This is a genomic window from Candidatus Coatesbacteria bacterium, assembly GCA_014728225.1.
GTDB lineage: Bacteria > RBG-13-66-14 > RBG-13-66-14 > RBG-13-66-14 > RBG-13-66-14 > WJLX01.
This window is the reverse complement of the sequence record WJLX01000003.1, coordinates 51,950-78,884: the sequence shown is the minus strand read 5'-3', so window position 1 is coordinate 78,884 and position 26,935 is coordinate 51,950. Positions and strand designations below refer to the sequence as shown.

The window sequence follows — 26,935 nt, the reverse complement described above, 5'->3', positions numbered from 1 at the left end:
GTTTTTGCATCTCGGCGACCGTTGGGACGGCGGCAACGGTCCGCCTCCGCAAAAACCGTGCCGACTCCGGCGCTGGGGTTCGGTGGTATTCACGGTGTCGCCCGGGGTTTTCAAAGGTCGCCGGGCCGGTTCCGGCGGGTAAGGAAACGGGGCCGGCGGCGGCCCCGTTCCGACGTTGGCGGAAGCCGGGGCGTTTAGCCCTGTTCTTCGTCGTCCTGGAGCTCGGCGGCCCGCATCTCGGCCCGGCGTTCGGCGGCTTCGGCCATCAGCTCGGGCAGCCGGTTTTCGATCTCGGCGGCGGTGACGAGTTCCTCGACCCAGGCTTGGAAGAAGGGGTTGCGCTGGGAGAGCATCAGCCGCTTACGGACGGCGTCCAGCTCGGCGCCGTAGCCCTCGGGTGAGGGCTCGCCGACGCCGACGCCGCGAACGATGTAGAAGTTTTCGCCGTCCTCGACGACGTTGGAGAGTTCGCCGTTGTCGAGTTCGAAGGCCAGTTTGGCGGCCTTGGGGGCGCTGCCGATGCCGGGGAGGCTGCCGGAGCGGGTGGCTCCGGCCACGCGTTGAACGGCGAAGCCGGCTGCGGCGGCGGCGGTCTCGAGGTCGCTCTGTTCGGCGGCGGCCAGCAGCTCCTCGGCGGCTTCCCGGGCCGCCTCGGCGGCCTTCTCGCGCAACACGGCGGTCTCGACGCGGGCCCGGACGTCCTCGAGGGGTGCGGGAGCGGCCTCGGTGCGCTCGACGAGGCGCAGGATGAAGTAGTCCCGTTTGAGCGAGGTCGACTGCTGGTCGAGCCCCCGGTAGTCCCGGGCGATGATCCCGCTCAGCTCGCCGGGCTCCTCGAGGCCGAAGGCGGCGGCGCGGAAGCCGATGAAGGTTCCCAACTCTTCGTTGATGACCATGGCGTCCTCGGAGAGGTTTTCAACGCGCTTGACCTCGGCGGTGGGTATGGTCTCGGCGATCTCCTCCAGGCCGCGGCCGCGTTCGAGGTCCTTGGACATCATCTCGACGTACTCGTCGATGGCTGTCAGGGTCTGATCCATCCGCAGCTCGTGCTCCAGCGCGTTGGCGATATCCTCGAAGGCCACCTCGTCGGGCTCGCGCAGGATGATGTGCCAACCGAACTCGGTGCGCACGGGCTCGCTGGTGTAGGAACCGGGATCGAGGGTGAAGGCGGCGTTGGTGAACTCCTCGACCATCTGGCGGCCGGCCGGTCCTTCGAGCTGGGGATCGGCGCTGCGGCGGAAGAAGCCCAGATCTCCGCCCTCGGGGGCCGAGGGGCCCTCGGAGAGCTCGACGGCCAGCTCGGCGAAGTCGGCGCCGTCATCGAGACGGGCGACGGCCGCGACGGCTCGTTGGCGGGCCTCCTCGACGGCGGCTTCGTCGGCCTCGGCGGGGACTTTGAACAGGATGTGCCGGGCGTGGATGTAATCGTCTTTGCGCCTGTCGTAGAGCTGGCGCAGGTGGTCCTCGGTCAGCTCGATCTCGTCGTAGAGTTTGTCGAACTCCAGGGCCAGATAATCGACGGTCGCCTCGGCGGGGGCCATGAAGTCGTCGGCGTGCTCCTCGTAATACTCTTTGACCGCGGCGTCGCCGACCTCGACGGTCTGCTGGAAGTCGCCGGCGGGGATGACGACGACGTCGCAGTCCGCCTGCTGGGCGCTGCGCAGGTACTCCATCCGCACCATGGGTTCGGGCGGGAAGACGGTGTCGGTGATGATCGAGTAGACCTTGCGCACCAGCATGTCGCGCCGCAGGCTGCGACGGTACTCCTCGTCGGTGGTGCCGATGCGGTCGAGCTGGTCGCGGTAGGCCTCCGGGGAGAAGGTGCCCTTCTCGTCCTGGAAGTAGGGCGTGGCCATGATGACTTCATCGATCTCGCCGTCGGTCACCGTCAGGCCCCATTCGGCGGCGCGCTGGCGCACGACGTATTCCTGGATCAACGCCTCGATGACCTCGTCGGAGACCTGCTGGGCGATCTGGTCGTTGAGGGCCGGGTGGTAGAGGGGGCCGTACTGCTGCTGAGCCTGCCGGACCTCCTGATCGTAGATGCTGCGGAAGAGCTGATCGTACTCGTAGGCCGGGACCTCCTCGCCGTTGACGACGAGCACGACGGTCTCGGCCTCGCAGCCGCCGCCGGAGGAGGAGTAGCTCATCCCCCAGGCGAAGACGATGGTGCCCAGGAAGCCGATGATGGCGATCCAGAGGATGGGCTTCATGTTCTCGCGCATCTTGCGCATGACCATGGCGGTTCTACCTCCCGGGGCCCGGCCCCGCGGCGCGAAGGCGCCCTTGAGCTTCGTGGTCGGATATGGAGGGGCATTGTAGCACAGCGGAACGCCGTCTCACAAGTCGCCGCGCTCCAACACGATGTTGTCGATCAGTCGGATGTCGCCGAAGCGAACGGCCAGGGCGACCAGGGCGCCGTCCCAGCCGACGAAGTCCAAACCCTCCAGGGTCGCCGGATGGCGCAGTTCGAGGTACTCCAAGCGGGCGTCGGGAGCCTGTTCACGCAGGTGACGGTGACCCACGGAGATCAGCTTCTTGACACTGTCCTCGCCGGCCTTCCAGGCCTCCTCGACGGCCTTGAGAGCCCCGTAGAGCGCCGGAGCCTGGCGTCGCTGGGCGGCGTCGAGACGGCGATTGCGGCTGGAAAAGGCCAGGCCGTCGTCCTCGCGGACGATGGGGGCGTCGAAGATCCGGACGCCCAGGTGCAGATCACGCACCAGCCGGCGGATGACCAGCAGTTGCTGGTAGTCCTTACGGCCGAAGACGGCCAGGTCTGGTCGGACGATAATGAACAGCTTGGTCACTATGCGGGCCACGCCGGCGAAATGGCCGTGACGCCGGGCACCGCAGAGCACTTCGGTCAGCTTGCTGCGGACCTCGACCCTGGTCACATCCCCCTCGGGATACATGGATTGCGGAATGAAGACGCAATCGACGTCCAGCTCGGCGAGCAACTCGAGGTCGCGCTCCTCGTCGCGGGGATAAAGCTCGAAGTCTCTGCCGGGACCGAACTGGGTCGGATTGACGTAGATGCTGACAGCGACCACGTCGGAGCGGCGCTTGGCCTCGCGCACCAGGGAAAGATGACCCTCGTGGAGGCTGCCCATCGTCGGCACCAGGGCCAGTTCCTCGCCGGAGCAGCGCCGCTCCTGCGACCAGCGTCGCTGGGGTCCGGTCTGGCGGAAGATCTCCATCGATTACTCCTGTGCCGGGGCGCTCTCGGCCTGGGTCTCGACACTCGCTTGATCCTTGTTGGTCGCCGGGGCCGTCTGGGCGCCCTGCTCGTCGATCATCACCGGCTCGTCGAAGGCCGTGAAGGCGAAGCCGAGAAAGATGACCATCAGGTCCTGCAGACTCTGGTAATCCGTCTCCAGGTAGATGCATTCCTCGCGGGCTTCGGCGAACAAACCCAGCGCTTCGATACCGCTGAAGATATCGCTTCCGCCGCCCATCATCGCGGCGAACTCCGGCCCTTCGGCGGCCGTGATCAAGCCCGTGGTGTCGGCGTAGAGGACCAGGCTGCCCTCGCGCGTGTTCGCCGCCGCCGTCGCGGTGAAGGCTTCGCTCTCGCCCAGATTGCCTGCGCCACCGTACTGGCCGACGATCCATTCCGCCGAGGTCTTGTCGGTGCATAGGGCCACCAGTTCTTCATCGAGCACCAACAGATAGACCGGAAGGTCTTCCTCCTCCGGCTGGATGCGGACGCTGCGCCGCCCACCCAGGGTCGGCGTCTGGTACGGCGTGTCGAAATCGCTCAACGTGTCCTCGAGGTTCTCCAGGAAGCCGTCGGCGTCCGGCGTTTCCAGGTAGACGACCAGGCGCGGATCGGCATAGTCCAGCTCCAGATCGATTTCATCGAGGGTCTCCTCGATATCCTCGTTCTGCGGCTCGCCGGGCAGGCCATGGAGCGAGAACCCCAGTCGGCCGCTGAAGCCCTCCTCCAGCACCTCGACCAGGGCGTGGATCATCGCCGGGGCTTCCTCGCCGTCCTCCTCCTCGATCAGCTCGACCAGGAGGGGAACCAAGCCGCCGACCCGGGCTTCGGCGAAGATCAGGCAGGGCTCCGGCACCTTTGCGGCCAGCCCCATCCGCCCCCGATCATCCACCAGGGTGCGGTAGACGGGGTCTTCGGCGACGCCGCCCTCGAGCCAGGTCAGCTTGGCCCGCAGCAAGCCGTCCCGATCCAGCACCCCGCCCAGGGCGTTGAGGGACAGCTCGAACTCCGAGGGCGGTTCCGGGGCGTATTCCGGATCGATCTCGGCCCACTCTTCGGCATCCCGGGCACGCTCGCGGGCCAGCAGCTCGGCCAGGTCGATGTAGGCGGCGATCAGGGCCTCGTCCTCCAGCTCCCGGAGAGCCTCCTGGAAGTCGTCATCGTCAGCCAGGGTGCCACCGGTCCAACCCAGCACCCGTCCCAGCAGCTCGGCGTCGTCGGCGACGTGCAGAACCTCGCCGTCGAAGGCCAACAGCGGCGAGTTGTTATCGTCCGGGACGGCGAAGGCCTCCAGACCGCCGGGATTGAAGGGCAGCTCCACCGGCTCCAGCTCCTCGCTGCCGCGCAACACCTCGACGATGAGTTCGTTGGCGTTCGCGTCGACGGAACGGAAAGCGGCGTAGAAGCCCAGATCATCCTCCCAGGCGTCCTGTTCATCGACGGGCATCCCGAGGATGAGCAGCTCGCCCTTGATCATCCCCATCAGCTCCTCCAGGCTGTACTGCCGCAGGACCTCGGGGAAATCATCCTCCTCGGGCGGCCATCCGTCTTCTACCAGCATGGCGATCATCGGGTTGTCCTCGAGGACCGCCCAATCGATCTCGAAGCCCGGCATATACACCGCCACTAACGCGTCGCCGGGCGCCTCGGCCAGCCAGGTGTCCTCGGTAACGTCCACCGGCGCGGCCAGGGGAACCAGCGCCGTCATCAAACCCATGAAGCCACTGAAAACAGCCACCTCGCACCTCCAGCGATTGAGAAACAACTGCGCGACCAGGTGACGATTATATGATTCGCTCCGCCACCCGGCAAGGCACCTTGACCCTTCGCCGCGCCCTGGTGTATCATTCCCACCTGCGCAGGCGGCATAGCCAAGCGGCTAAGGCAGAGGATTGCAAATCCTCCATTCCCCGGTTCGAGTCCGGGTGCCGCCTCCACGGGCGGGGGGGAGGGCTGGATCAGACCCCCGCCCATTTTTTCTGCCGCGGCTTCTCGTTATACGTTGAGCTGTCGACGGCCGCCTCCACCGGCAAGGGGCTGGATCAGACCCCCGCCCAGTTTTTCTGCCGCGGCTTCTCGTTATACGTTGCGCTATCGACGGCCGCCTCCACCGGCAAGGGGCCGGATCGGGCCCCCGCCCGGTTTATCTCATGGCCGCGCTTTATCCGTGCCTAGATCAACCGTCCCCCCCTAGTTTCGGCTGGAGCTCCTCCACCCTCCGGGACCGTCCCGCCGCCCCCGACCGCCGCCCCGCGGCTCCATAACGCCGGCCTCCCGGACCCCGGAACCGGCACGGTTTTTGCATCTCGGCGACCGTTGGAGCGATTGTAACGGTCGGCCTCCGCAAAAACCGTGCCGGTTCCGGGGTCCGTCTCGACCCGATCCGGGTGATCGGGCGGGCGGGGCGGCGGTCGCGGCGGCTTGCGCCGGGAGCGTCGCCGGTACTATAATGCCACCACCTGCCGGGATGGCGGAATTGGTAGACGCAGCGGACTTAAAATCCGCCGGGCTGACCCCCGTGCCGGTTCGAGTCCGGCTCTCGGCACCAGACCATCGGGATAAGACGACACCGGCCCCGGGGCCGGTGTCGTCTATTGGCGAATCGGCGTCAACGACGGATATCGTAGAAATCGTCGCCGCGCGGATCGGGTCGCGGCAGGCGTCCGGAGAGCCAGGCGGGATCGAGGGGCTCGTGGCCGCTCTGCAACAGGTACAGCAGCTCGAGGATGCGCTCGCGCTCCGGGCCGTAGCTCGGTCCCAGCTCCAGGGCCTGGAACAGGTGGGCCTCGGCGAGGCGGTGCTCGTCGTCGCCGGCGGTGAGCAGACCCATCAGGTAGTGCGACCGCCAGTCGTACCAGTCGAGCTGAAGAGCCGAAATGGCGTAGCGGCGGGCTTGGGCGAAGCGGCCGAGTTCGGCGTTGACGAGGGCCAGAGTGGCGTGGGGGCGGGCGTCCGTCGGGGCCAGGTAGCGGGCGCTTTCCAGCTCGGCGACGGCGCGATGCAGTTCACCGCGGCGGGCGTGCACCAGGCCCAGCAGGTAGCGCCCGTGGGGGTCGAGGGGCTCGCGCTCCAGGGCGGCGCGCAGCAGGTTCTGGGCGCCGGCGGTGTCGTCGCGGGCCCAGAGGCGCAGAACCGCGTTTTCCAGGGCGGTAGCGGCCGGAGCATCGAGGCGCTCGTGGAGAGGTGGCTGCTGCAGAGTAACGCCCCGGCGAGCGATGATCAGGAGCGGCGGTGAATGGTCGGTCTCAGCGGCGTTGAGGGCGGCCAACTCCCCCGCCCGGTGGGGATCGGCGTAGAGACGCAGGGCCAGGGCGAGCCAATCCTCGCTGGGCAGGCTCTTGACGAACTCGCAGCCGACCGGAGGCGCCGGTCGACGCTCGGCGCAACCGACGAGGAGAGCGGCCAGAAGCACGGCGATTAGCGGTAGCCCTCTCACCACGTAACAAAGGGGTTGACGGCCCGTTCCCGGGCCAGGTTGGTCGCGGGTCCGTGGCCGGGGAGGATCTCCGTCGACGGCGGCAGCTCGAAGAGGGTCTCCCGCAGGCCGCGGAAGAGCTGCTCCTCGTCGCCGCCGGGCAGGTCGGTGCGCCCGATCCCGCCGGCGAAGAGGACGTCGCCGACGCAGGCGCAGGCGTCCCGGACGCTGTAGAGCACCACGGAGCCGGGGGAGTGTCCGGGCAGGGGCAGGATCTGCAGTTTCAACTCCGGATAGTCGAGCAGGTCGGTGTAGGCGGTGAATTCCGGCCAGTAGTCGGGCCGCGGGCCGAAATCGGGCATCCAGTCGCTCTTGAGCAGCTCGATCCACAGGTTGTCGTCGGGCTGGAGGTAGACGGGAACGCCGTAGCGGCGGGCCAGCTCCCCGGCGGCGCCCAGGTGGTCGGGGTGGCCGTGGGTCAGGGCGACGGCCGCCGGGGTCAGGCCGAGTCCTTCGAGCTCGTCGACGATCCGTCCGGGCTCGGCGCCGGGATCGACGACCAAACACTTGTCCGGAGCGCAGGGCCAGAGGTAGCAGTTCATCTGCAGCGGTCCGACGACGATGACGCGGGGGCGGGCCACGGTGGTCTCCCTTGGGGGGTTGTCGTTTGTTCGAGTCCATCATAACATCCCCGTCGGGCCTTTGTCTGCGGTTCGGCGGCCCACGAGTTGACAGGCCCCGACGGGGTCGGTAAAATGCCAGCCGAGAATACGTTGTTGTTAACCCCAGCCGAGGGAGTGCCGTTGGAACCCGCCAATTCGGACAGTGACAAGAAATCTACCTGGCGGTTGATCATCGTCGGCGTGCTGGCCATCGTGGCCCTGGTCGTGGTGCAGTTGATCTTCTCCGACGACGAGGAGGAGATCGTCGAGGGCGAGGACGTCCAGTTGGCCGCCGAGGCCGAAGCCGGAGGGGCCGCGGCCCCCGCCGCCGAGCCCACAGAATCAGCCGACACCGCCGAACCCGGCGCGGACGCAGCTCCCGCCGACGCCGGCGGGGAGCCCCAGCGGCTCGAGACGGCGGCCGCCTCCGCCGGCTACGGGCAACTGGCCGAGGAATCCGAGGACCTGGTCACCGTGCGCACGGACCTGGCGGTCATCCGCCTGTCCGATCTCGGCGGCGCCTACAAGAGCGTCACCCTGCTCGAGCACAAGGATTACGACGGCAGCCACCTGACCCTGTTCAACAAGATCCCCGGCGAGTACTACCCGGGGATGATCACCGTCGAGGGCTTCACAGCCTGGACCGAGTATAACGCCGACCGGCCGCCGGGCGAGTACCGGGTCTCCGGTGACGACGAGCTGACGATCACCTACACGGCCACGGCGGGCCAGGTCACCGTCACCAAGCGCTTCACCTTCCGCGGCGACTCCTACGTCGGCTACCTCGACGTTTCCGTCGCCGGCGTCCCGGCCACGGCGCGCAACGTGGTCCTCGAGCTGGGTACGGGTCTGGACCGCCAGGGCGACATGACCAACGCCGTCCGCGGCCAGTTGACCACCATCGCCGACGTCGGCGGTGACAAGTTCGAGGAGTCCGCCGGCGACAACGACGACGAGAGCGAGGACGCCGACAAGATCGGCCACATCGCCGTCAACGACAACCACTTCACCCTGGCGCTCAAACCGACCGGCGAGGGGCCCTTCTTCGGCAGCGTGGCCCTGCGTGAGATGACCGCGCCGCCGAAGATCGCCCGCACCACCCTCACCGCTCAAGCCTCCGACGGCGGCCTGTTCCGTCGGCGCTTCCTGACCTACATCGGTCCCAAGTACCACGACGCCCTCGACGCCCTGGGGATGGGCGAGGTCGCCGACTTCGGCTGGAACTTCCTCGCTCCGGTTTCCATCGGCTTGCTCAAGCTGCTGAAGCTGTTCTACAGCTTCCTCGGCAATTACGGCCTGGCGATCATCCTGATGACCATCGCCATCAAGCTGGTGCTGATGCCCTTGACCAACAAGAGCTTCCGCTCCTCGATCGCCATGCAGATGCTGCAGCCCAAGATCGAGGCCATCAAGGAGCGTTACGCCAACGACCAGCAGCGGGCCAACGAAGAGATCATGGCCCTCTATAAGAAGAACAAAGTCTCGCCCCTGGGGGGCTGCCTGCCCCTGCTGCTGCAGATGCCCGTCTTCATCGCCCTGTTCGGCGCGCTGCGCAACGCCGTCGAGCTACGCGGGGCCGCCTTCCTCTGGATCAGCGACCTGACCCTGCCCGACGCCCTGTTCAGTTGGGGCGTCAACATCCCCCTCATCGGCCCCAACTTCAACCTGCTGCCCCTGCTGATGGTCGCCGTGATGTGGTATCAGGGCCGGATGACGGCCAAGCGCGGCGGCAAGACCACCGGCTTCACTAAGTTCATGCCGATCATCTTCGGCGTGCTGTTCTACCAGATGCCCTCGGGCCTGGTGCTCTACTGGCTGTTCAACTCCCTGTTGACCGTGGCCCAGCAGTACTGGCTACTCAAGGTCTACCAGAAGGAGCACGGCATCAGTGACGCCGCTCCAGCCAAGAGCGAGAAGGAAAAGCCCGCCCGCGTGCGCGGCAGGAGCGTCGCCGAAGCCGAGGCCGCCAAGTCCGACAAGAAGAAACGCAAGAAACCCCAGCACGAGGTGGCCTGCGAGAAATGCGGCCACAAGACCGACTGGAACAAGACCCTGCGGGCCGAATTCCGCGACGTCGAGCTGCGCACCGGGGGCAAGGGCGACGTCGACGGCGTCTACTGCCCGCGCTGCGGGGCCGCCCTGGGGCTGGCCGTCGACGACGACGACCGCTACGCCCTCGCCGCCGCCGATCCCGAGGAGCCGATCCCGCCCCTCGAGGACCGCGACTGGGGCAGGTTCCTGCCCAAGAAGCTCGTCGACCGCAGCCACTACAGCAAGGTCCAGACCAAGTAAACCCACCGTTACCCAACGAACCGACCGGGGAGCCGCGGCTCCCCGGTCGGTTTATCCACAATCCGTCGCCATTTCGCCGATCCAGACCCACAGCTCGGCCCGCCGCGACCCCGGCCACAGCACCACGACCCGTCCCCCCCTCGACCGACCACGCCCCGGAACCGGCACGGTTTTTGCGGAGGCCGACCGTTTTCAGCCGTCCAAACGGTCGCCGAGATGCAAAAACCGTGCCGGTTCCGGGGCGCGAAACTGCACAGGCGGCGCCTCGGCCGTTCTCCGGCCGGGGTCGCGGCGTGGCGCGGACGGCGCGTGTCGTTAGAGCTCGAGGCGGGCGACCACGGCGCGCAGCCAGTTGACGAAGCCGTCGGTCATCTCGCGCGCCGTGCGCAGGACCTCGGCATGACCCTCGTTGTAGCGCTGTCCGGCCCGATTGGTGACCGCGGAGAGCGCCAGCACCCGCAGTTCGAGGGCCCGGGCCATGATCACTTCGGGGGTGGTGGACATGCCGATGATATCGCCGCCGAGGGTGCGGTAGGCGCGGACCTCGGCTTCGGTCTCGTAGGTCGGGCCGCCGACGCCGACGTAGACGCCCTCGGCGACCTGGAGATTGAGCTTGGCGGCCTCCTCGGCGGCCAGCTTGCGCAGGGCGGCGTCGTAGGCCCCGGCGGTGGGGGTGAAACTGTGCGGACGGCCCGCCGCGGGATCGCCGCGCAGCGGGTTGGCTCCCATCAGGTGGAGGTGATCGGTGAGGATGACGAAGGTGCCGGGGAGCAGCTCTTCGCGCAGGCTGCCCGAGGCGTTGGTGACGAGCAGGGTGTGGGCGCCGAGTTCGGCGGCCAGGCGCACGGGATAGGTCACGCGCCACATGTCGTAGCCCTCGTAATGGTGCAGCCGGCCGGCGAAACAGATGACGGGCACGTTACCCAGCACACCGGCGACGACCTGGTGCCGGTGGCCGCTGACGGTGCCGGAGGGCATACCCGGTATCTCGTCGAAGGGCACGGCGACGGCGTCCCGCAGGGCTTCGACGACCTCGGACAGCCCGGAACCCAGGATCAGGGCCGCCCGGGGGGCGACGGTCAGGCGCTCCTCGAACAGGTCGACGGCTTCCTCCAACTGTTGCTTCACTGATCCTCCTTCTGCAGGGGGGCCTTGACGATGATTGACCGCGGTGGGATAATGGTCTCCCATATCTGACCGGATGGTCGGCCTAAGCCGACCCGGGGAAGGCGGTTAGAATCCGCCGCGGTCGCGCCACTGTGTTCGACGAGGAACGGGCAGACGCCACTGGAGCTTCGCTTCCGGGAAGGCGCCCGTTCCGGGGCGTCAACGACGCCGCGTCGTCAGCCAGGATACCCGGCTCCGGTCCCCACCCCCTTCGCGATCCGAGGAGGTTGGCATGACCGGTATCATGTTACCCCGATCCTCCCCCCGCCCCGCGTCCGGCCGGTGTGAACGATCACGCCGTCCAACGGGCCCCACGGGCGGGGTTTGCTGTGTCTCAACGGTGAATTATAGCATCCAGGACCGACAAAGGGGAGGATCGCCGTGCGCAACCGTCCAGCCCTCATCCTGTTGTTGATCACGCTGACGACGGCCGCTGCGGCTCTCGAGGTCAGCACCCGCTACCTCGGTGGCCTCGAGGAGCTGGACTGGTTCGTCATCGAAGGCGACGAGCTCGCCGCCGCCGGGGCCCGGGAGTTGACCGACGTGCTGGAAGGCGTTCCCGGCGTCCTGATCCAGCGAACCGGCGTCGCCGGGGGTCTGGCCACGGTCAGCCTGCGCGGCGCGCCCAGCCGCCAGGTGCGCGTACTCCTCGACGGCGTGCCGCTGAATTCCGCCGTCAACGGCACCGTCGACCTCAACGCCGTCCCCTTGAGGATAGTCGAGCGGATCGAGATCAGTCGGGGCGCGGCGGGCAACCTGGCCGGCGGCGCCGCCGTCGGTGGGGTAATCAACATCGTCACCAACTCGGAGCGGACCTCGTTCTCGGCGGCCGTCGGTGAAAACGGCGAACAGCACTTCGGTTTCAGCGAACGCACCGGCGAGCCGAACCTGATCGTCGACGCCTGGCTGGAGGAGTACGCCGGCCGGCGGCCCAATTCCGACTGTGAGCGCCCGGGTGGTCGGGTCGGCCTGGAATACGAGGACGGCGGTTTGCTGCTGCGCGGTCTGGTGGGGATGCGCGGCTTGGACCAGGGTGTTCCCGGACCGCGACCGGCCGTCGACGACATCCCGACCTTCGGTGACGACGAGGTCAGCAGCCTGCTCGACCGCCAGGAGGAGCACGAGACCTATATCGGTATTCACGCCGGGCTGGAGCTGGGGAGGCTGGAGCTGAGCCTTGATTTCCGCTGGAGCGAACTGGAGCTGGACTACCTCCAGTGGTACGAGTTCGGTGGCATTTATCACGACGAAAGCCGCTACCTCACCACGACCTACTTCGGCTCCCTGGGTGCGAGCTGGCGGGCGACGGACTGGTTGAGCGTCTCGGGCGCTCTCGACTACCGCACCGACGACCTCGAGGCCGAGCTCGAGAGTACGCGCTGGAGCGAACCCTTCGATCCCGGGGGCGCCGGCACCACCACGATCACCACCTGGCGACCCGCGGTGGATAACCTCGGCGGCCGGCTGCGCGTCAGGGCGGACTGGTCTCCCGTAGCCCTCGAGGCCGCCCTGCGCCTGGACAGACACACCGACTTCGGCCTGCACTGGTCACCGGGCGTCGTGCTGCGCTACACGGGCGACTGGTTAGAGGCGGCCCTGGCCGGCGGGCTGAGCTTCGCCGCTCCGACCCTCAACGACCTCTACTGGCCCGACGCCGGCAATCCCGAGCTGGAACCGGAAACGGCCCGCCAGCTCGACCTGACCGTCGACCTGCCCGAGCTGGGCGGCGGCGCGGCTCTGACCCTGGGCGGTTTCTACCGCGAGACGACGGACCTCATCGCCTGGCAACCCGACACCGACGGCCGCTGGCGACCGGTCAATGTCAACGAGCAGGTCGTCCTCGGCGCCACCGCCGGAGTGCGGTGGAGCTCCCTGCGCCTGTTCTACACCTACACCGACGCCGTCCAGCGTCACAGCGAGCTGGTCTATTCCGACTGGGAGAGCGGCGACGTCTTCCAAGTCGTCGAACGCCGCGCGGCCTTCGTACCTCGGCACCAACTCCAGGCCCGCCTGGCCGTCTGCTCCTTCGTCGACCTGGAGTTGAACTGGACCGCCGAGCGCCGGGCCTACTACCCCGACTACAGCGAATATCCCGTCGTCGGCATGCTCACCAAGCGACTCCCGGCGGCCTACGACGTCGACGTCCTGCTGGATTACGCCTTCGGCGAGCACCTGACCATCTTCGGCGCCCTGGAAAACCTGACCGATTCCGATGTCCCCGCCGCCTTCGGCAACGACTACGCCGACCGTAACTACCCGCGCCGACCGCGCCGCTTCGTTCTGGGGGTCGAGCTCGCCTTCTAGCCCGGCCGCCGGCGCTTTGGCGGTGAAGGAAACCCAACCACAGGGACGACTGTCCTCAGTCGCCCCTTTTCCTTAGGGGATTATCACCTGATTATGAACAAGCGCGCAGTATGCTCCCGAGGTGGTTTAGCACGTTTTCGCCGTCTCGATGGCTGAAGCTGAACGTCCTTTCAGTGATCAAGAGTCTGAAGTTAAGCCTGAATCCTCCAGGTGGCTTTTAGGCGGCGCTTGGCGTCGCCCCGGAAGTTCTCGATCCCGTTGCTATGTGTCCGTCCATCGGCGAAATCCTGTTGGTTGTCGATGCGTTTGTGGTGGAAGCCGTTGAGTGACAGTTGCTTATAGGCCTTACAGCCGTCGGTGTAGACGATCGAGTCCAGCGCGGCTTGTCGAGCGGCGGTGCGGCGCCGGCGGATTAGCTTCTAGTAGCGATATGCCGTATTGCGCCGGCTGCCCAAATCCCCGGCGGCTCGGACGGTCGGGACGCCGAGCCGGAACAGACGCGCTGTCTCGCCGCGTTTTGCCGACGGCGGCGCGTTGCGACGCCCCCGGGGATGACGCTTGAACAGCTTGCCGCAGCGGTAATTGCATCTTGGACACCTGACGTGCCGCTCCCCCGTCCCGCTCTTCCCCGCCACATTGCCCCCCTCGTCGGTGGCGGGCTGACAGACCCGTTCACACCGCTAAAGAACCCCACTGCAATAGCTGATGTTCATCTCCTGTGATGATCCCTTCCTTAATCCCCAACAACCTTCGTCTTCCTTGTCACCGGAACCGTTCCGGACGGCGGGATTGGGGCCGCCGGTGTTCGCTATTGCCCCCGCCTTGACACACCAGAAGTGCTGGGCTAATATGCCCGAAAGGTAAATCACCGTCAGCAATATCGGCCGACCAACAGCAAAGGAACACCCGATGTGTAAAAGCGCCTTGATCCTGCTGCTTCTCGCCTCCGTCCTGCTCGCCCAGAGCGGCGAGGTCGTCGTCACCCAGCTGTTCGACGGCGCCGAACCCCTGGAGACGTACGCCGAATACCTGGCCCGCCGGACACCCTACCCGGCTTCCAGCCCGGAACCGGTCCCGGTGTACTCCGCCGGCAACGGCCCCGGCGACGAGCTGTTCATCCTGGTCAACGAGGATCTCTACCCCTTGATCGAGAGCAGCTTCACCACCTACGCCAACCAGTTGGCCGGTCTGGGCTACGGCGTCAACGCCTACACCTCCGGCGTGCCCTCCAGCCCCGAGGTTCTCAAGAGCTGGATCGTCGACTGGTGGGAGAACGACGGCCTCGACGGTTTGATCCTGATCGGCGACTACGACTCGGCCTGGTTCCAGGGCGTTTTCTGGCCCGACATCGGCTACGAGGAGTTCCCCTGCGACCTGTTCCTGACGGACCTGAACGGCGATTGGCAGGATAACGAGGACTCCTCCGGCGCGCCCAACCCCGACGGCATCTACGACTACCACGAGGCCGGCTCCGGCGACATCGAAACCGACATCTACCTCGGCCGCCTGCCGGCGCACAACCTCACCATGTTCAACGGCGAAGCCGACCTGGTCAACGCCTGGCTGGAGCGGATGATCGACTACCGCAACGACGCCTGTACGGTGCCGCGCAGCTCGATGACCTACGTGGACCACGACTGGCAGAGCTCCGGCAACTCCTGGAGCGCCGCCGTGGCCCAGGTCTACGCCAACAACGAGCAGAACGTCTGGCCCAACGTCGACGGCACCGGCTATCAGAACAGGCTCAACGACAACCAGTACGAGCACATCCTGATGTGCTGCCACTCCAGCCCGGCCATTCACGCCTTCCACGACGGGCCCTCCGTCAACAACTACTACGTCAACTCCACCGACCACGAGTGGCTGGTCCACAACCTGTTCGCCTGCTCCAACGCCCGCTACACCACCGACAACAACATGGGCGCCGTCTATGTCCTGGATAACGACGGCCAGGGGCTGCTCACCATCGGCTCGACCAAGACCGGCTCGATGCTCTTCTTCAATGAGTTCTACTCCGAGGTCGCCGCCGGGGACACCTGGGGCGAGGCCTTCCAGACCTGGTTCGCCCTGGTCGCCGAGGGCTACGGCTGGGCCGACCGGCCGACCGCCCGCGGCTGGTTCTACGGCATGACCCTGATCGGCGATCCGACCATGCTCCCCAGTGACAACACCGAGGTCCTACTCGTCGACCTGACCGCCGAACCCACCGCCGAGGGCGCCCTGATCTCCTGGGACGTTGAAGCCGACGACGCCGTCTGCAACCTCTACCGCATCGACGACACCACCTTCGTCGCCGACGGCGCAGGCATCAAACTCAACGAGAGCCCCCTCGAGCCCGCCCGCGGCCGTTTCCTCGACCGCGAAGCCGCCGGTCCGACGGCCTACCGACTCGAGGTAATCGAACCCGGCGGCCAGAGCACCAGCTTCGGCCCCGTCGAATGCGACCTCGGCGGTATCAGCGACACAGTGACCCGGATCGTCGGCGTCAATCCCAGCCCCAGCAGCGGCTGGAGCGCCGTGACCGTCGAGCTGGCCGACAGCGGCCCCGCCGAACTCGCCCTCTACGACCTGGCCGGACGCCGCATCACCATCCTGCACAGCGGCAACCTGGCCGCCGGACGCCACGTCATCGGCCTCGACGCCGCCCCACTGCCCGCCGGTCTCTACCTGATCCGACTGCGGACCGACGCGGTCAACGCCACCAGCCGCCTGGTCGTCGATCGCTGATCAAATCGCTGAAACACCTGAACGCAACGGACGGGTCCGCCGGACCCGTCCGTTCTATTATTCCGACGCCGCAAGCCGACCTCTGAAAAACGGCCCTGCCGACCCGGCGCAAGAGCCGGATAGCCCGCGCCGAAACCGGCACGGTTTTTGCGGAGGCCGACCGTTATACCAGCTCCAACGGTCGCCGAGATGCAAAAACCGTGCCGGTTTCGGCGCGGGCGGGGTCCAGCAGTCGTCGCCGGCCGTTTTTCAGAGGTCGGCCACCGTGGCGGACCACCCCAACTAATCCCGTCGCAGGTTCTGCTCGGCCCGTCGCCCCTTGAGGTAGAACAGGCCGCCGACGCCGGCCAGGGCGCCGACGAGACTCAGCCATTCGAAGCCGGACAGGCCGCCGGTGAACAGATTGACCAGACAACCGAGGGCGTAGGCTCCCAGGGCGGGAACGCCGATCCAGAAAGCGGGGATCGTGCGTTGTCCCCGGGGCGGATCACCCGCGACCAGGTGCCCGGCGAGGCCGTCGAGCACCAGGGGCCAATCGGGACCGTCGTCGCCGGCGGTGAAGACGATGCGCCAGAAAGGATAGTAGAGCAGGACGCTGCGTAGGGAAACGATGCCGGGGTCTAGCGATTCGGGCGACTGCGCTCCGGGCTGTTGCCGGGATTCGGCTGGTAACAACAGGTCGCCCGTCGACAACCGCTCCTCCTCGAGGGGTTCCAGGGTCAATCCGGCGGCCTGGACCCCCTCCAGCCGGAGCGTAAGGGGATCCAGCTCGGGCAGCAGCAGACGCTCCGGATCGTGTACCACTCGCAGGGTCGCCGTCTCCTCGCGGCGGGGTTCACCGTCGTCGATCAGGCGCTCGGTGACCGTCAACCTCCAGGGAACCAGGAGGCGCTCCTCGGATTCGATCCGCAGGCGACCCCGATAGCCGGAGTCCTTGACGATCCGGCGGGCCTTGAGCACGGCCTCGCCGGAGTTGAGGTTGCCGAGGACGACGAAGGCGCCCTCGCCGCGGGAGAAGCTGACGAAGGCCGCGCCGCAGTGGGTGCAATGGACGGCGCCGCCGAGGAGGTTGCCGTGACCGGGCCGACCGCAGACGGGACAGCGGTAGAGGACCTGCAAACGCTGGAGCGCTGCGACTTCCAACTAACGCTCCGCCAGCCGCTGGACGAGCCAGTCGATGATCAGCTCGCGGACCTCGGGTCGGCTGGACAACAGCCGGGTGCCATGACCGCCGTCGGGATAGACCTCGACGCGGGCGTTGGTCAAATCGGCGGCCAGCTCGCGGACGGTCTGGGCGCTGAAGGCGTCGTCCTCGGCGGCGACCAGCAGGGCGGGGCGGTCGTCGTATTCCTCGAGGCCCTCGGCGGGCCGGACCCCGCGGTAATCCTTACCGGGGCTCAGCAGGATCACCCCGGCGGATCGGTTGTCGCCGGCGACCTCGAGAAAGGCCAGGTTGGCGCCGATGCTGGCCCCGCAAACGAAGTAGGGATCGGGCTTGTCGGGAATGGCATAATCCAGGGCGGCGCGGACGTCGGCGCGGGCCGCCCGCCACTGTTCCTGGGTGAAGTCGGCGTAGCTGCCGTTGAGTTTCGATTGTCCGTGGCCGCGCAGATCGACGCCCACGACATCGAAGCCGCTCTCCACCAGGGGCTGGACGAGGGGAGACCAATCGCTGCGCTCCTGCCCCAGCATATGGATGAGGATCACGGTGCCCCGGGGCTCGGCGCCTTCCACACTGAGCCACTCGGCGGCCACGGGCGTGCCGTCGCCGGAACGCAGATAGGTCGTCTCACCGCCCCAAACGGGCTCCGGGGGTTCCGCCGGCGGTTCCAGCTCGACGGCCTCCACTTCCGCGGTACCGCCGTCGACGGCGGAGTCGGTCTCGTCGCCGTTTGAGGAGCAGGCCGACAGGGCCAGCGCCAGACCAGCGCTCAAACACAAATACACTAGACGTCGCATGGTTTCCTCCCGCTGTAATCCTAATAGTAGTTTACGTCTTCGACGGTTGATTGACAAGGCCGCCCGCCTGTTTGGAGAAGAGAAAAGTTTGCCCGCGGGGAAAAAAGGTTATAGGATGGTTGCGTAACGACGCACCCCGGGAGGTAAGGTGAACGGCATCCCGCGCCCCGGACCCCTGCTTTGGACGCTGGTGGTCTTGACGACGGCGCTCGGCGCAGCGGCCCAGACCGCCGATCACGGCTACGACGAGGCCGACCTCATCCGTCTCGACGTCCGGGCCGTGTGGCAGGATCCCGAAACGGGCGACTATCTGTTGGTCTTTACCGAACGCGACGGGGACCGCCACCTGGCCATGGGCATCGGTCAGGCCGAGGCCGTCTCCATCGCCATCGCCCTGGACGATTATGACTTCGGCCGCCCCCTGACCCACGACCTGTTGGTCAGGATCATCCTGACCCTGAACGCCGGGTTGGAGCGGGTGATAATCGACGACGTCCACGAAGAGGCCTTTTACGCCCGCCTGGAACTGCGGGCCGACGACGAACTGCGGGCCATCGACTGCCGACCCTCCGACGCCACCGCCCTGGCGCTGCGGATGGAGGCGCCGATCTACACCACCGACGAACTCCTGGAACGGGCCCGGGAGGAACAACCGGCGGGCTCCGGCGCCGACGAGATTTAATCTTCAAACAAGGAACGGACCCTCGAGGGTCCGTTCCACGTATATGGGTGAGGGTGAGCTCAATTGAGCAGCTCGGCCAGCTCGTGATGAGTGGAGCGCAGCTTGCGCAGGGCTGTCAGCTCGACCTGGCGGATGGTCTCCGTGGAGTAACCCAGGCGATTGCCGGTATCGGCCAGGGAGTGCTTCTCGCCGTCGAGGAAACCGAAGCGGTACTGCAACACCCGCTTCTCGCGTTCGGTCAGTTCGTCCATGGCCCGCCGGACGGCGGTTTTGAGCAGGTAATCGTGCCAGATGTCGTCGGGAGCCATCAACTCGTCGTCGCTGATGGTGTCCATCAGCGGGTTGGTGTAGTTGCCGTAGGTGCTGTCCAGGGACAAGGTGCCGTGGGAGAGGCGCAGCAGCTTCTCGACCTTTTCCACGGGCATGCGCAACCGCTGGGCGATCTGCTTGGCGTCGGGTTCGTCGCCGCTTTCGGCGATCAGCTCCTCGCGGGCCCGGATGATCTTCTTGATCTGGCGGTCCTTGTCGAAGGGGATGCGCACGGTGCGCCGCTTGTTGACGATGGCGCGCTCGATGGCCTGGCGGATCCACCAGGTGGCGTAGGTGCTGAAACAGGTGCCCTTGTCGGGATCGTAACCCTCGGCGGCCCGGATCAGACCGATGTTGCCTTCCTGGATCAGGTCCTGGAGCGGCAGGCCGCGATCCATGTAGCGTTTGGCGATGGAGATGACCAAACGCAGGTTGTTGGAAATAATTGCGTTGCGTGTGTTCTCGGCAACTTCCATCAACTCGATCAGTTCCGTGCGTGACAGCACGCGGTGATTACCGGCCTGATCGAGATATGTTTTCAAGCTCTTGTTGTCTCGATTGCTGTACCTCATACCCTGAAACCTCCGATGTTGATGTGTTCGACCCACGGTTATAACACTGCAACAATCGTGCCAACCAGTGATAATCGTCACTAGTCATTTCGTAGGTCGTCCAGATTCATTGTGTTGCAACGATCACTTTTTTTCCGTGTCCCGCCGATGGCTGGTTGAGCGTTAACTTTTTCATACAACTGACCACGGATCGAGTGTTGACTTTCGTAAACACCTGTCTTTACAGGGCTTTTACGTCAGATTGACAAGCTTGATGACGCCGGGCGCTCATTATGCACCGCCCCGAGTGAGCCGACGGCTGACGGTTTACCACGGACGACCCGTTTGCTATACTCCCATAAAAGGGGAATTGGGAAGATACGCCGCTGTGCGGCTTCCGGTTCCCGTTTCCCCGCCGAACCACCGAAAGGGCGCCCGAGATGAGCACTCCCCTTAATCGCCGACGTGCGCCGTCACTTCTCCGCAACACCGCACTCGCGGCTACGCTGGCCGCGCTCCTGACGGTCTGCGGCCTGCTGCCGGCGGCGGGTTGCGACGGCACCACCTCCAGCGAGACGACGGAACCCCTCTTCAGCGACGACTTCGCCAACGACGACGAAGGCTCCTTCCCCGACGGCTGGACCCAACGTGACTACGGCCTCGACGACACCAGCCCCTCCGGTAACTGGTACGTCAAAAACGGGGCCCTCTACCAGGACGCCGACGCCTGGGGCGGCAGCGAAGATCCCTATCCCTACTGGCAGAACGGCACAGTCCTGGCCGCCGGCGACGAAAACTGGACCGACTACCGCTTCAGTGTAGAGATCACCCCGGAACACCCCAACGGTGTCGGTGTCATGTTCCGGCTGAGCTACTTCGGCGACAGCGGCCGCTACTACTACCGTGTCTTCATCATGCAGTCCAACGAATACGGCGGACCCTACTGGCGCCTGGACCGCCGCGGACCCACCGTCTCCAACTGGCTGGTCCGCAACGACGGCCAGGGCTACACCGTCGGCGAAACCTTCAAAGTCATCGTCGAGGCCCGGGGCCACGAGATCAAGGTCTACAACGGCAACCTGGAAAACCTGGTGCTCGAATGGAACGGCGGCGAAGAGTGGGATGAACTGCCCAACGGCCAGATCGGCCTGATGTGCTACCGCCAGCCCGGGGTCTCATTCGACAACGTCCTCGTCGAACCCCTCGAGTAACCTCGATCGTGCACAACAGTAAACAGCGGCCCGCGGGCCGCTGTTTTCCCATATCGCCCAGCATCGGGGGCTTCAAACCCGCCATCGGCGACTAGTCTGGAATAGCGGCCCAGCCTGCGCGGTTGTTAATCCGCCTCGCACCGGGCTTCACACACCCTCCGGGAGACCGTTGAAACCCCTCCCGACAACGACCCAGCAACCTGCCCGCCGGAACCGGCACGGTTTTTGCGGAGGCGAACCGTTATCTTTACTCCAACGGTTGCCGAGATGCAAAAACCGTGCCGGTTCCGGCGGGCGTGGTTATCCGGTGCGGGTGATCAGCGCCGCAGGGGTTTCAACGGTCTCCCGGAGCGGCGTTTTTGCGCCCCGGCGACGGGTTTGGTCGGAGCGGGAAAGCCGCGGGGCCTATTCGCCCTCGGCGGGGGGGTCGTGGACCAGGCGCAGCAGATCGGCGGGTTTGATGTAACCCTTGGGGTGACCGTCGGTGCCGGTGACGATGACCAGCGAGACGTCGGGATTGTTGAACAGCTCGACCAGCTCCCGGGGCTCGACGTCGGCGCCGGCGACGGCGAAGTCGGTGCTGAGCAGGCCGGCGGTTTTGGTCCGGGGGGCGACGCTGGGTCGGCGGCGCAGCTCGGCCAGGCGCTGGAGGAGGTAGGCGTAGAATGTGTGGGTGGTGGTCTTGCCGTGGGCCATGGACTGGTCGGGTCCCTTGACGCCTTCGATGAAATCGAGGTGGGCGCGCAGCAGGCTGCGGTCCGTCTTCTCATCGACGGCCAGCAGGTGGCGGGTGCTGGAATCGGGGACCTTCTCCTCCTTGCCGAGGGCGATGGCGCAGAGGGTGACGTAGAGCTGGAGGTCGTCGTCGGGGATACGGGCCTCGGGCACCCGCTCGCCCACCAGGCGGGAGAGCTCGCCGTCCTGGTCGGTGAAGTGGAGGGAGAATTTCTCCAGGGTGTCGACGGCGTCGGTCAGCCAGGCGCCCAGGGCGGCGTCGGTGCCGTAGAGCAAGCCGGCGCCGACGATGGCGGCGTCGTCGGAGTGGCCGGGACCGATGCGGTAGCGGATGTAGTAGAACTCGTAGGGTCCCTGGTCGATGTCGGCGGCTTCGATCTTGTCGGGGGAGACGATCATCCCGCTGTCGCGGTAGCGGTCCAGCTCGTCGGCGTCGTGGGCCTCGTGGGCCAGGGAGTCGGCGGTTTCACCGAGCTCCTCCATCACCCGGGTGTCGACGACGTGGCAGCGGCCGCCGCCGATGACCACGCCGTAGTTTTCTTCGGCTCCGGCGCGCACGGCCTCGTCGTCCCGCAGACCGCCGACGTACATGCCGCGCAGCACCTCGAGGGGTTCGACGCGGCGGTTGGCCAGCCAGGGGATCCGCAGCAGGGGATGACCGGCGGCGTCGACCAGACTGGTGCGCTCATCCTTATCGGCGTAGGCCTCGACCCACTCGAAGACCTCGTCGATCAGGGCCTGGCGGGCGCGGCGGCATTCGAGCACCGGCCAGCCGAGCAGCTCGACCACCTGGTGGGTGGTCAGTTCGGGGTAACGGCGTTTATGGAAGCTGCCGGCGCCGGTGTGGGCGTGACCTTCGATCGACTGGGCCAGGATCAACTCGGCGACCCCGGCCTCGGTATCCAGGGTTTCGTTTTCCCAGAGGCTGTCGAAATCCTGACGGACGAGCTGGGCCAGTACGGGTTTGGTCAAGGTTGCCTTTCGGGTTAGCTGGAGAGGGGCGGCGATGGCTCTTCCTCGACGGGCTGGCTCAGCGGTGGGCCAAAATAGGCCGATTCGAGGTCCAGGGTCTTGGTGAAGGTGATCGGGTAGAGGTCCTCGGGCTCCGGATTATCGAAGTGGCGGAAGTAGAAACCGTCCTGCCCCTCGGTGGGTGCCACGGCGCAGACTATCTGCCCGGCGGCGAGGGAGACGGTCTCGCCCTGTCCGCCGGGCAGCACCAGCAGCTCGGCGTCGTAGGGGGTTTCCAGGGCGCCGTAGCGGATCACGGGTCGACCGCCGTCGTTGGAGAGGTAGGCCATCCGGATGCCGTCGCTGACGAAGCCGCCGTCGTAGAAGGTCAGCGAGACGAACTCGTCGGTGTCCGATTCGAGGTCGTACCTCTTGACCATCGGTGTGCCGCCGGGGTTGTACTCGATAAAGAGCTGACTGCCGACGAAGCTGCAGGGAACGGCGTTCTTGATGTAGCGGTCGAGGACGTAGGACTGGCCGCCCGCCGGGATGACGAGGACCCGGGTGTCGCCGACGGGACCCGCACCGACGGCCATCAGGGAGCCGTCGGCCTTCATCCGGGGTTCGCCGAGCAGCTCGCGGCTCTCCAGGGCCGTGCGCACACCCGCATAGAACTCCTCGGGCATGTACTTGAGCTCCAGCAACAGCTCGGCCAGCTCGGCGGCCGAGGTCAACAGGGCGGTCTGACCGGCCGGCGAAACGGCGTAGACCCCGTATTCGCCATTGTAATCCATCACCGCCAGCACCCCGGAGCCGTCGGGCAGGGGATGGATGTCGCCCAGGTAGTCGGGGGCGGGCGAGAGGGGCACCTTGTTGGCGCTGGGGACGTTCAGGGTGTTGTACCACAGCTCGCCCGTGGCGCCGTCGATGAACCACAGGGTGTGATCGGCCACGGGCCAGAGGTCCGGCGCCATGTCGGGCACGGGCTCGTAACCCGCGTCCTCCATCTCCGCCGCCCGGTTGCGGAACAGGGGTTCCGAGGTGTCGACGCTCTCGGTGTAGGTGTAATCTCCGTTCGACATGTCGCAGTCGTCGACGAAATAGAACACCGCGGCAACGCCGCCACCGATGACGACCAGCAGGATCAGGCCGATGATCAGCGGACCGCAGCCGGTGGATCGACTGCGCAGGCCCCGGCTGGAAGCGCTGGGGCCGCTGTGCTTGGGCGGACCGTAGACACCCGCGGAACCGCCGCCGGAGGGCTTGCGGCCGCTGGTGTAGGGGGCAGATTCGGCGGGCTCGTCGCGCCGGTAACCGGCGTCGCCGGGCGGTGGACCGTAGATCGGCGCCCCGGAATCCGACGGGACCTCTTCCTCGTAGCGCTCCAGCTGGCGCCGCGCGGCTCCGCAGGCCGGACAGGTGCCGTGGAGGGGCTCGTCGAACTCGGCGCCGCAGTTCTTGCAGAAGTACATCGACAACCTCCGTTATGCCGGCCGGCGGAAAACACCCGGACCGCGTCATCGTCGTCCATGATACGCCCTCATTTTATCCGATAGACCGGCCGGTTTCAATCGTCCCATCGCCGACGCGGGTTATCCTGGCCAAGACACGGCCGATGGACTAAACTGGGAGAGGAAAAACTCAAGCGGAGGACAGGGATGCGCTTCGGCATGCACGTCTCGACGGCCCCGGGGCTGAAGAAGCTGGCCGACTACGCCGCCGACATCGGCGCCGAGAGCTACCAGATCTTCGTCGACAGCCCCTCGACCTGGAGCTACGGCGATTACGACCCCGACGAAGCCGCCGCCTTCCGCGAGCGCCGAGCCGAACTCGATCAGGGCCCCCTGGTGGTCCATACCGGTTACCTGATCAACCTGGCCAGCGCCAAAAACGAAACCATCGACAAGGGCAAGACGGCGCTGGCGAAGGAATTCGCCAAAGCCGCCCTCGTCGGCGCCGACTACCTGGTGCTCCACCCGGGCAAACACACCGGCCGGGGACGCCGGAAGGGGCTGGAGCTGATCATCCAGGGCCTGGACGAGGTCCTGGCTACCCTCGACGACACCCACCCCTTGCTGCTGCTGGAGAACTCCGAAGGTTCGGGAACGGCCCTCGGGGTGGACTTCACCGAACTGCAGGCCCTGCTCGAGGGTCTGGAAGAACGCGGCCGCCGAGTCGGCATCTGTCTGGACACCGCCCACCTGTGGGGCGCCGGGTACGATCTATCCAGCCGGCGGAGCACCCGGGCCGTCATCGACGATTTCCACGAGACCATCGGCCTGGATCGGCTGCACTGTTTCCACCTCAACGATTCGCTCAAGGAACTCGACTCCCGCACCGACCGCCATGCCTACCTCGGCGAGGGCAACATCGGTCTGGAGGCCTTCCGCGAACTGGTCAACGACGAGCGGCTCGAGCACTGCGCGATGATCCTGGAGAAAACCGGCGAGAACAAGGAGCACAGCCGACGGCTGATCGCCGAACTCAAGGCGCTGCACCGGGAATGACCGATTGTGCGGCGGCTCCACTTCCCCTGGAAAAACAGCCTTTGCACCACCCCGGCGGACCCGCGCGGCCGGAACTGGCACGTTTTTTGCGATAGCGTAAGGTTACCGTCGGCCGTGCGGGTGAGGAGCTGCAAAAAACGTGCCAGTTCCGGCCGCAGGGCGGCGGTCCTCGTCGCGGTTGGCGAGGGCTGTTTTTCCAGGGGCCGACGTGGGTGCCGGTGTCGAGTAAGCGGAGTGATCGAAGCCTGTGAACGGGGGTTGCCGCGGGCCGGCGGCGATGCTACACTGTTCAAAATGTCCGCCAGCCGAGGATGAGGTGCCGTGCGTTACGAAGAGTTGCGCGAGACTCTGCAGGAACTGCTGGTCGACGATCGGGCGCTGCGTCGCCAGGTGTTAGCGACGATCACCAAGCTCAAGTCGCGTCTGAACAAGTACCAGGACGCGGCGGCGCGTTTGCGCACCCTGCTCAAGATGAGCGCCCGTCTGCAGGCCACGGAGAACCTGTCCGATGAGCTGAATCTGATTTGCCAGGTGATTATCGACATCCGGGCTTACCGGCGGGCGGTGATCACCCTTCTCGACGACGATCTCGAGGTGCTGGGCTATGGCTGGGCCGGACTCTCGCACACCGAGGTCTCCAAGCTCAAGAGCGCCGATCCCCTGCGCCCGGAGGAACGGCGGCGCATCTTCGACGAGCGCTTCCGCATCCGCAATTCATACTTCATCCCCTACCCGGAATCCGAACAGATCTTCGAGCGCGAGGTGGGCGTCGAGAGTCATCATGATGTCGAGGAGTTCGTCAACTGGCATCCCCGGGACCTGCTGTTCGTCCCCCTCTATGGACCCCGTGGCCGGCTGGTGGGCACCCTGTCCGTCGACGATCCCTTCGACGGTCGTCGGCCGACCAAGCGCTCGCTGCGCGTCGTCGAGCTGTTCGCCAACATCGCCGCCGCCACCGTGGCCAGCCACCGCCTCTACCTGGAGCGCGAGGCCGCCCGGCGCTACCTGACCAACCTGGTCGACAACTCCGCCGACATCATCGTGGCCACCGACGCCCAGGGCCGAATCGTGGTTTTCAACCATGCCGCCGAGCGCATCCTGGGCTACGAGGCCGACGAGATCATCGGCCAACCGGCCGACAAGCTTTACTCCCGCGTAGAGGATTACCGCAAGATCATCCGGGCCCTCAAGGAGGAGGGCTCGATCTCGGGCCTGCGGACCGTGGCTCAGTCCAAGGACGGCGAGGAGATCCCCATCTCCCTCTCGGCCAACGTTCTTCTCGACGACGAGGGCGCGCTGATCGGCACCGAGGGCGTCTCCAAGGACCTGCGCGAGCATCTGGCGATGGAGCGCAAGCTGATCGCCGCCGAGAAACAGAAGACCCTGGCCCAGACCGCCGTCGGCGTCAGCCACGAGATCAACAACCCCCTGGAGAGCGTGCTGTCGGCCTGTTCCCTGGCCCTGGAGAACCTGGAGGGCGACGATTTCGACCCTGAACTGCTCGAGGACAAACTGGACATCGCCCTGCAATCCGCCCGGCGGATTTCCGAGCTGGTCCAGGACTTCAACAAGCTGGCCTACGGCAGCGGCTACCGGGTGCGCGAGGTCGCCGGCGAGGTCACCATGGTCGATTTCGCCGGCAGCCGGGAGCGCAAGGAGCCGGCGGGGGAGTACTGCCCCGTGCCGCACAAGCCGCGGGTGTTGATCGCCGACGACGAACCCAACATCCGTCAACTCCTCGGCGAGTATCTGACCGGCGAGGGCTTCTACGTCGAGACCGCCGCCGACGGGCAGGAGGTCGTCGAGATGGCCGCCCAGGACCCGCCCTTCGACGTCGTCGTCTCCGACATCATGATGCCCAAGAAGACGGGCTACGAGGTCTACGCCGAGGTCACCGAGAAGCATCCCGAAACCCGAGTGATCCTGATGACGGGCTTTGGCTACGATCCGACCCATTCCCTGCTCAAGGCGCGCCAGGACGGACTCAAGGCCGTGCTGTTCAAGCCCTTCGAACCCCGGGTCGTCCGGGACAAGATCCTCGAAGTCCTCGGCGCCTCCGGGGAGAGCGCGGCTGAGGATCCGCCGCCGGGAGCAAAACGGTCATAAAGAACGGACCCCGCAGGGTCCGTTTTGGCAGCAACGGGTTGACTACCCACGGGGTCGGCGCGGTGGACGGGACGGCGCACAATTGCCGCCGTTTGCCGCAGCAACGACGCACCCTACCGCCAACCAGCCGGGCCCCGGGG

General features: G+C 66.4%; 19 protein-coding genes, 2 tRNA genes and 1 riboswitch. Of the genes, 9 read left to right on the top strand and 12 right to left on the bottom strand.

Annotated elements, in window-relative coordinates:
- Nucleotides 1-194 precede the first annotated feature (194 nt).
- From GF399_00480 to GF399_00470, 3 genes are all read right to left on the bottom strand, one after another.
- A complete protein-coding gene (locus tag GF399_00480; GenBank protein ID MBD3398789.1) occupies nucleotides 195-2,240 on the bottom strand; it encodes a hypothetical protein in 2,046 nt (681 codons plus the stop codon).
- A gap of 99 nt (nucleotides 2,241-2,339) precedes the next feature.
- The gene (locus tag GF399_00475) at nucleotides 2,340-3,197 is read right to left on the bottom strand and encodes a pantoate--beta-alanine ligase (protein ID MBD3398788.1); all 858 of its coding nucleotides are present in this window, start codon (nucleotides 3,195-3,197) and stop codon (nucleotides 2,340-2,342) included.
- A gap of 3 nt (nucleotides 3,198-3,200) precedes the next feature.
- Nucleotides 3,201-4,955: a hypothetical protein gene (locus GF399_00470; protein ID MBD3398787.1), complete on the bottom strand. Its 1,755-nt coding sequence runs from the start codon at nucleotides 4,953-4,955 to the stop codon at nucleotides 3,201-3,203.
- Between the two features lie 123 nt (nucleotides 4,956-5,078).
- Here GF399_00470 and GF399_00465 point away from each other — a divergent pair.
- Both GF399_00465 and GF399_00460 read left to right on the top strand, forming a co-directional pair.
- Nucleotides 5,079-5,154, top strand: a tRNA-Cys gene (locus GF399_00465).
- A gap of 524 nt (nucleotides 5,155-5,678) precedes the next feature.
- Nucleotides 5,679-5,765: transfer RNA gene (locus GF399_00460), tRNA-Leu, on the top strand.
- Between the two features lie 60 nt (nucleotides 5,766-5,825).
- Here GF399_00460 and GF399_00455 read toward each other — a convergent pair.
- Nucleotides 5,826-6,629, bottom strand: a complete 804-nt coding sequence (locus GF399_00455) for a hypothetical protein (GenBank protein MBD3398786.1) — start codon at nucleotides 6,627-6,629, stop codon at nucleotides 5,826-5,828.
- 20 nt (nucleotides 6,630-6,649) lie between these two features.
- Nucleotides 6,650-7,273 (bottom strand): MBL fold metallo-hydrolase, encoded by a 624-nt coding sequence (locus tag GF399_00450; protein ID MBD3398785.1) that lies wholly within the window; start codon nucleotides 7,271-7,273, stop codon nucleotides 6,650-6,652.
- A 114-nt stretch (nucleotides 7,274-7,387) separates the two neighbouring features.
- Between GF399_00450 and yidC the strand changes: the two genes are divergently transcribed.
- Nucleotides 7,388-9,586 (top strand): membrane protein insertase YidC, encoded by a 2,199-nt coding sequence (gene yidC / locus GF399_00445; protein MBD3398784.1) that lies wholly within the window; start codon nucleotides 7,388-7,390, stop codon nucleotides 9,584-9,586.
- Between the two features lie 315 nt (nucleotides 9,587-9,901).
- On the opposite strand, the gene GF399_00440 is transcribed toward yidC, so the two are convergent.
- A complete protein-coding gene (locus GF399_00440) occupies nucleotides 9,902-10,777 on the bottom strand; it encodes a purine-nucleoside phosphorylase (GenBank protein ID MBD3398783.1) in 876 nt (291 codons plus the stop codon).
- 31 nt (nucleotides 10,778-10,808) lie between these two features.
- Nucleotides 10,809-10,944: riboswitch (cobalamin riboswitch) on the top strand.
- Nucleotides 10,945-11,134: 190 nt separating this feature from the next.
- On the opposite strand from GF399_00440, the gene GF399_00435 reads away from it, so the two are divergent.
- Nucleotides 11,135-13,057, top strand: a complete 1,923-nt coding sequence (locus GF399_00435) for a TonB-dependent receptor (GenBank protein ID MBD3398782.1) — start codon at nucleotides 11,135-11,137, stop codon at nucleotides 13,055-13,057.
- Between the two features lie 191 nt (nucleotides 13,058-13,248).
- Here the strand turns inward: GF399_00435 and GF399_00430 are convergent, their stop codons facing one another.
- Complete coding sequence (locus tag GF399_00430; GenBank protein MBD3398781.1) at nucleotides 13,249-13,470, bottom strand: hypothetical protein; 222 nt, start codon at nucleotides 13,468-13,470, stop codon at nucleotides 13,249-13,251.
- Between the two features lie 496 nt (nucleotides 13,471-13,966).
- Here GF399_00430 and GF399_00425 point away from each other — a divergent pair, with 496 nt between their 5' ends.
- Entirely contained in the window at nucleotides 13,967-15,784 is a 1,818-nt protein-coding gene (locus GF399_00425; protein ID MBD3398780.1) for a T9SS type A sorting domain-containing protein, read from the top strand.
- 282 nt (nucleotides 15,785-16,066) lie between these two features.
- Here GF399_00425 and GF399_00420 read toward each other — a convergent pair whose 3' ends face one another.
- Together GF399_00420 and GF399_00415 are read right to left on the bottom strand one after the other, a co-directional pair.
- Nucleotides 16,067-16,927, bottom strand: coding sequence for a hypothetical protein (locus GF399_00420; protein ID MBD3398779.1), 861 nt, complete (start codon nucleotides 16,925-16,927; stop codon nucleotides 16,067-16,069).
- Nucleotides 16,928-17,743, bottom strand: a complete 816-nt coding sequence (locus tag GF399_00415) for an alpha/beta fold hydrolase (GenBank protein ID MBD3398778.1) — start codon at nucleotides 17,741-17,743, stop codon at nucleotides 16,928-16,930.
- 148 nt (nucleotides 17,744-17,891) lie between these two features.
- Between GF399_00415 and GF399_00410 the strand changes: the two genes are divergently transcribed.
- Nucleotides 17,892-18,425 (top strand): bifunctional nuclease family protein, encoded by a 534-nt coding sequence (locus GF399_00410; GenBank protein ID MBD3398777.1) that lies wholly within the window; start codon nucleotides 17,892-17,894, stop codon nucleotides 18,423-18,425.
- A gap of 59 nt (nucleotides 18,426-18,484) precedes the next feature.
- Here the strand turns inward: GF399_00410 and GF399_00405 are convergent, their stop codons facing one another.
- Nucleotides 18,485-19,306, bottom strand: a complete 822-nt coding sequence (locus tag GF399_00405) for a sigma-70 family RNA polymerase sigma factor (GenBank protein MBD3398776.1) — start codon at nucleotides 19,304-19,306, stop codon at nucleotides 18,485-18,487.
- 419 nt (nucleotides 19,307-19,725) lie between these two features.
- Between GF399_00405 and GF399_00400 the strand changes: the two genes are divergently transcribed.
- Nucleotides 19,726-20,496, top strand: a complete 771-nt coding sequence (locus GF399_00400; GenBank protein MBD3398775.1) for a hypothetical protein — start codon at nucleotides 19,726-19,728, stop codon at nucleotides 20,494-20,496.
- Between the two features lie 405 nt (nucleotides 20,497-20,901).
- On the opposite strand, the gene GF399_00395 is transcribed toward GF399_00400, so the two are convergent.
- Together GF399_00395 and GF399_00390 are read right to left on the bottom strand one after the other, a co-directional pair.
- On the bottom strand, nucleotides 20,902-22,203 hold the full coding sequence (locus tag GF399_00395; GenBank protein ID MBD3398774.1) for a hypothetical protein: 1,302 nt from the start codon (nucleotides 22,201-22,203) through the stop codon (nucleotides 20,902-20,904).
- A 14-nt stretch (nucleotides 22,204-22,217) separates the two neighbouring features.
- Nucleotides 22,218-23,654 (bottom strand): hypothetical protein, encoded by a 1,437-nt coding sequence (locus tag GF399_00390; GenBank protein MBD3398773.1) that lies wholly within the window; start codon nucleotides 23,652-23,654, stop codon nucleotides 22,218-22,220.
- 186 nt (nucleotides 23,655-23,840) lie between these two features.
- Between GF399_00390 and GF399_00385 the strand changes: the two genes are divergently transcribed.
- Together GF399_00385 and GF399_00380 are read left to right on the top strand one after the other, a co-directional pair.
- Nucleotides 23,841-24,689: a deoxyribonuclease IV gene (locus GF399_00385; GenBank protein MBD3398772.1), complete on the top strand. Its 849-nt coding sequence runs from the start codon at nucleotides 23,841-23,843 to the stop codon at nucleotides 24,687-24,689.
- A gap of 321 nt (nucleotides 24,690-25,010) precedes the next feature.
- Nucleotides 25,011-26,795, top strand: a complete 1,785-nt coding sequence (locus GF399_00380; GenBank protein MBD3398771.1) for a response regulator — start codon at nucleotides 25,011-25,013, stop codon at nucleotides 26,793-26,795.
- Nucleotides 26,796-26,935: the final 140 nt, after the last annotated feature.

Coding starts and splice junctions, on each gene's coding strand:
- GF399_00440 (MBD3398783.1), bottom strand. CDS start 10,777: ATGGGAGACCATTATCCCACCGCGGTCAATCATCGTCAAGGCCCCCCT.
- GF399_00480 (MBD3398789.1), bottom strand. CDS start 2,240: ATGGTCATGCGCAAGATGCGCGAGAACATGAAGCCCATCCTCTGGATC.
- GF399_00385 (MBD3398772.1), top strand. CDS start 23,841: ATGCGCTTCGGCATGCACGTCTCGACGGCCCCGGGGCTGAAGAAGCTG.
- GF399_00400 (MBD3398775.1), top strand. CDS start 19,726: ATGAGCACTCCCCTTAATCGCCGACGTGCGCCGTCACTTCTCCGCAAC.
- GF399_00390 (MBD3398773.1), bottom strand. CDS start 23,654: ATGTACTTCTGCAAGAACTGCGGCGCCGAGTTCGACGAGCCCCTCCAC.
- yidC (MBD3398784.1), top strand. CDS start 7,388: ATGCCAGCCGAGAATACGTTGTTGTTAACCCCAGCCGAGGGAGTGCCG.
- GF399_00415 (MBD3398778.1), bottom strand. CDS start 17,743: ATGCGACGTCTAGTGTATTTGTGTTTGAGCGCTGGTCTGGCGCTGGCC.
- GF399_00475 (MBD3398788.1), bottom strand. CDS start 3,197: ATGGAGATCTTCCGCCAGACCGGACCCCAGCGACGCTGGTCGCAGGAG.
- GF399_00405 (MBD3398776.1), bottom strand. CDS start 19,306: ATGAGGTACAGCAATCGAGACAACAAGAGCTTGAAAACATATCTCGAT.
- GF399_00425 (MBD3398780.1), top strand. CDS start 13,967: ATGTGTAAAAGCGCCTTGATCCTGCTGCTTCTCGCCTCCGTCCTGCTC.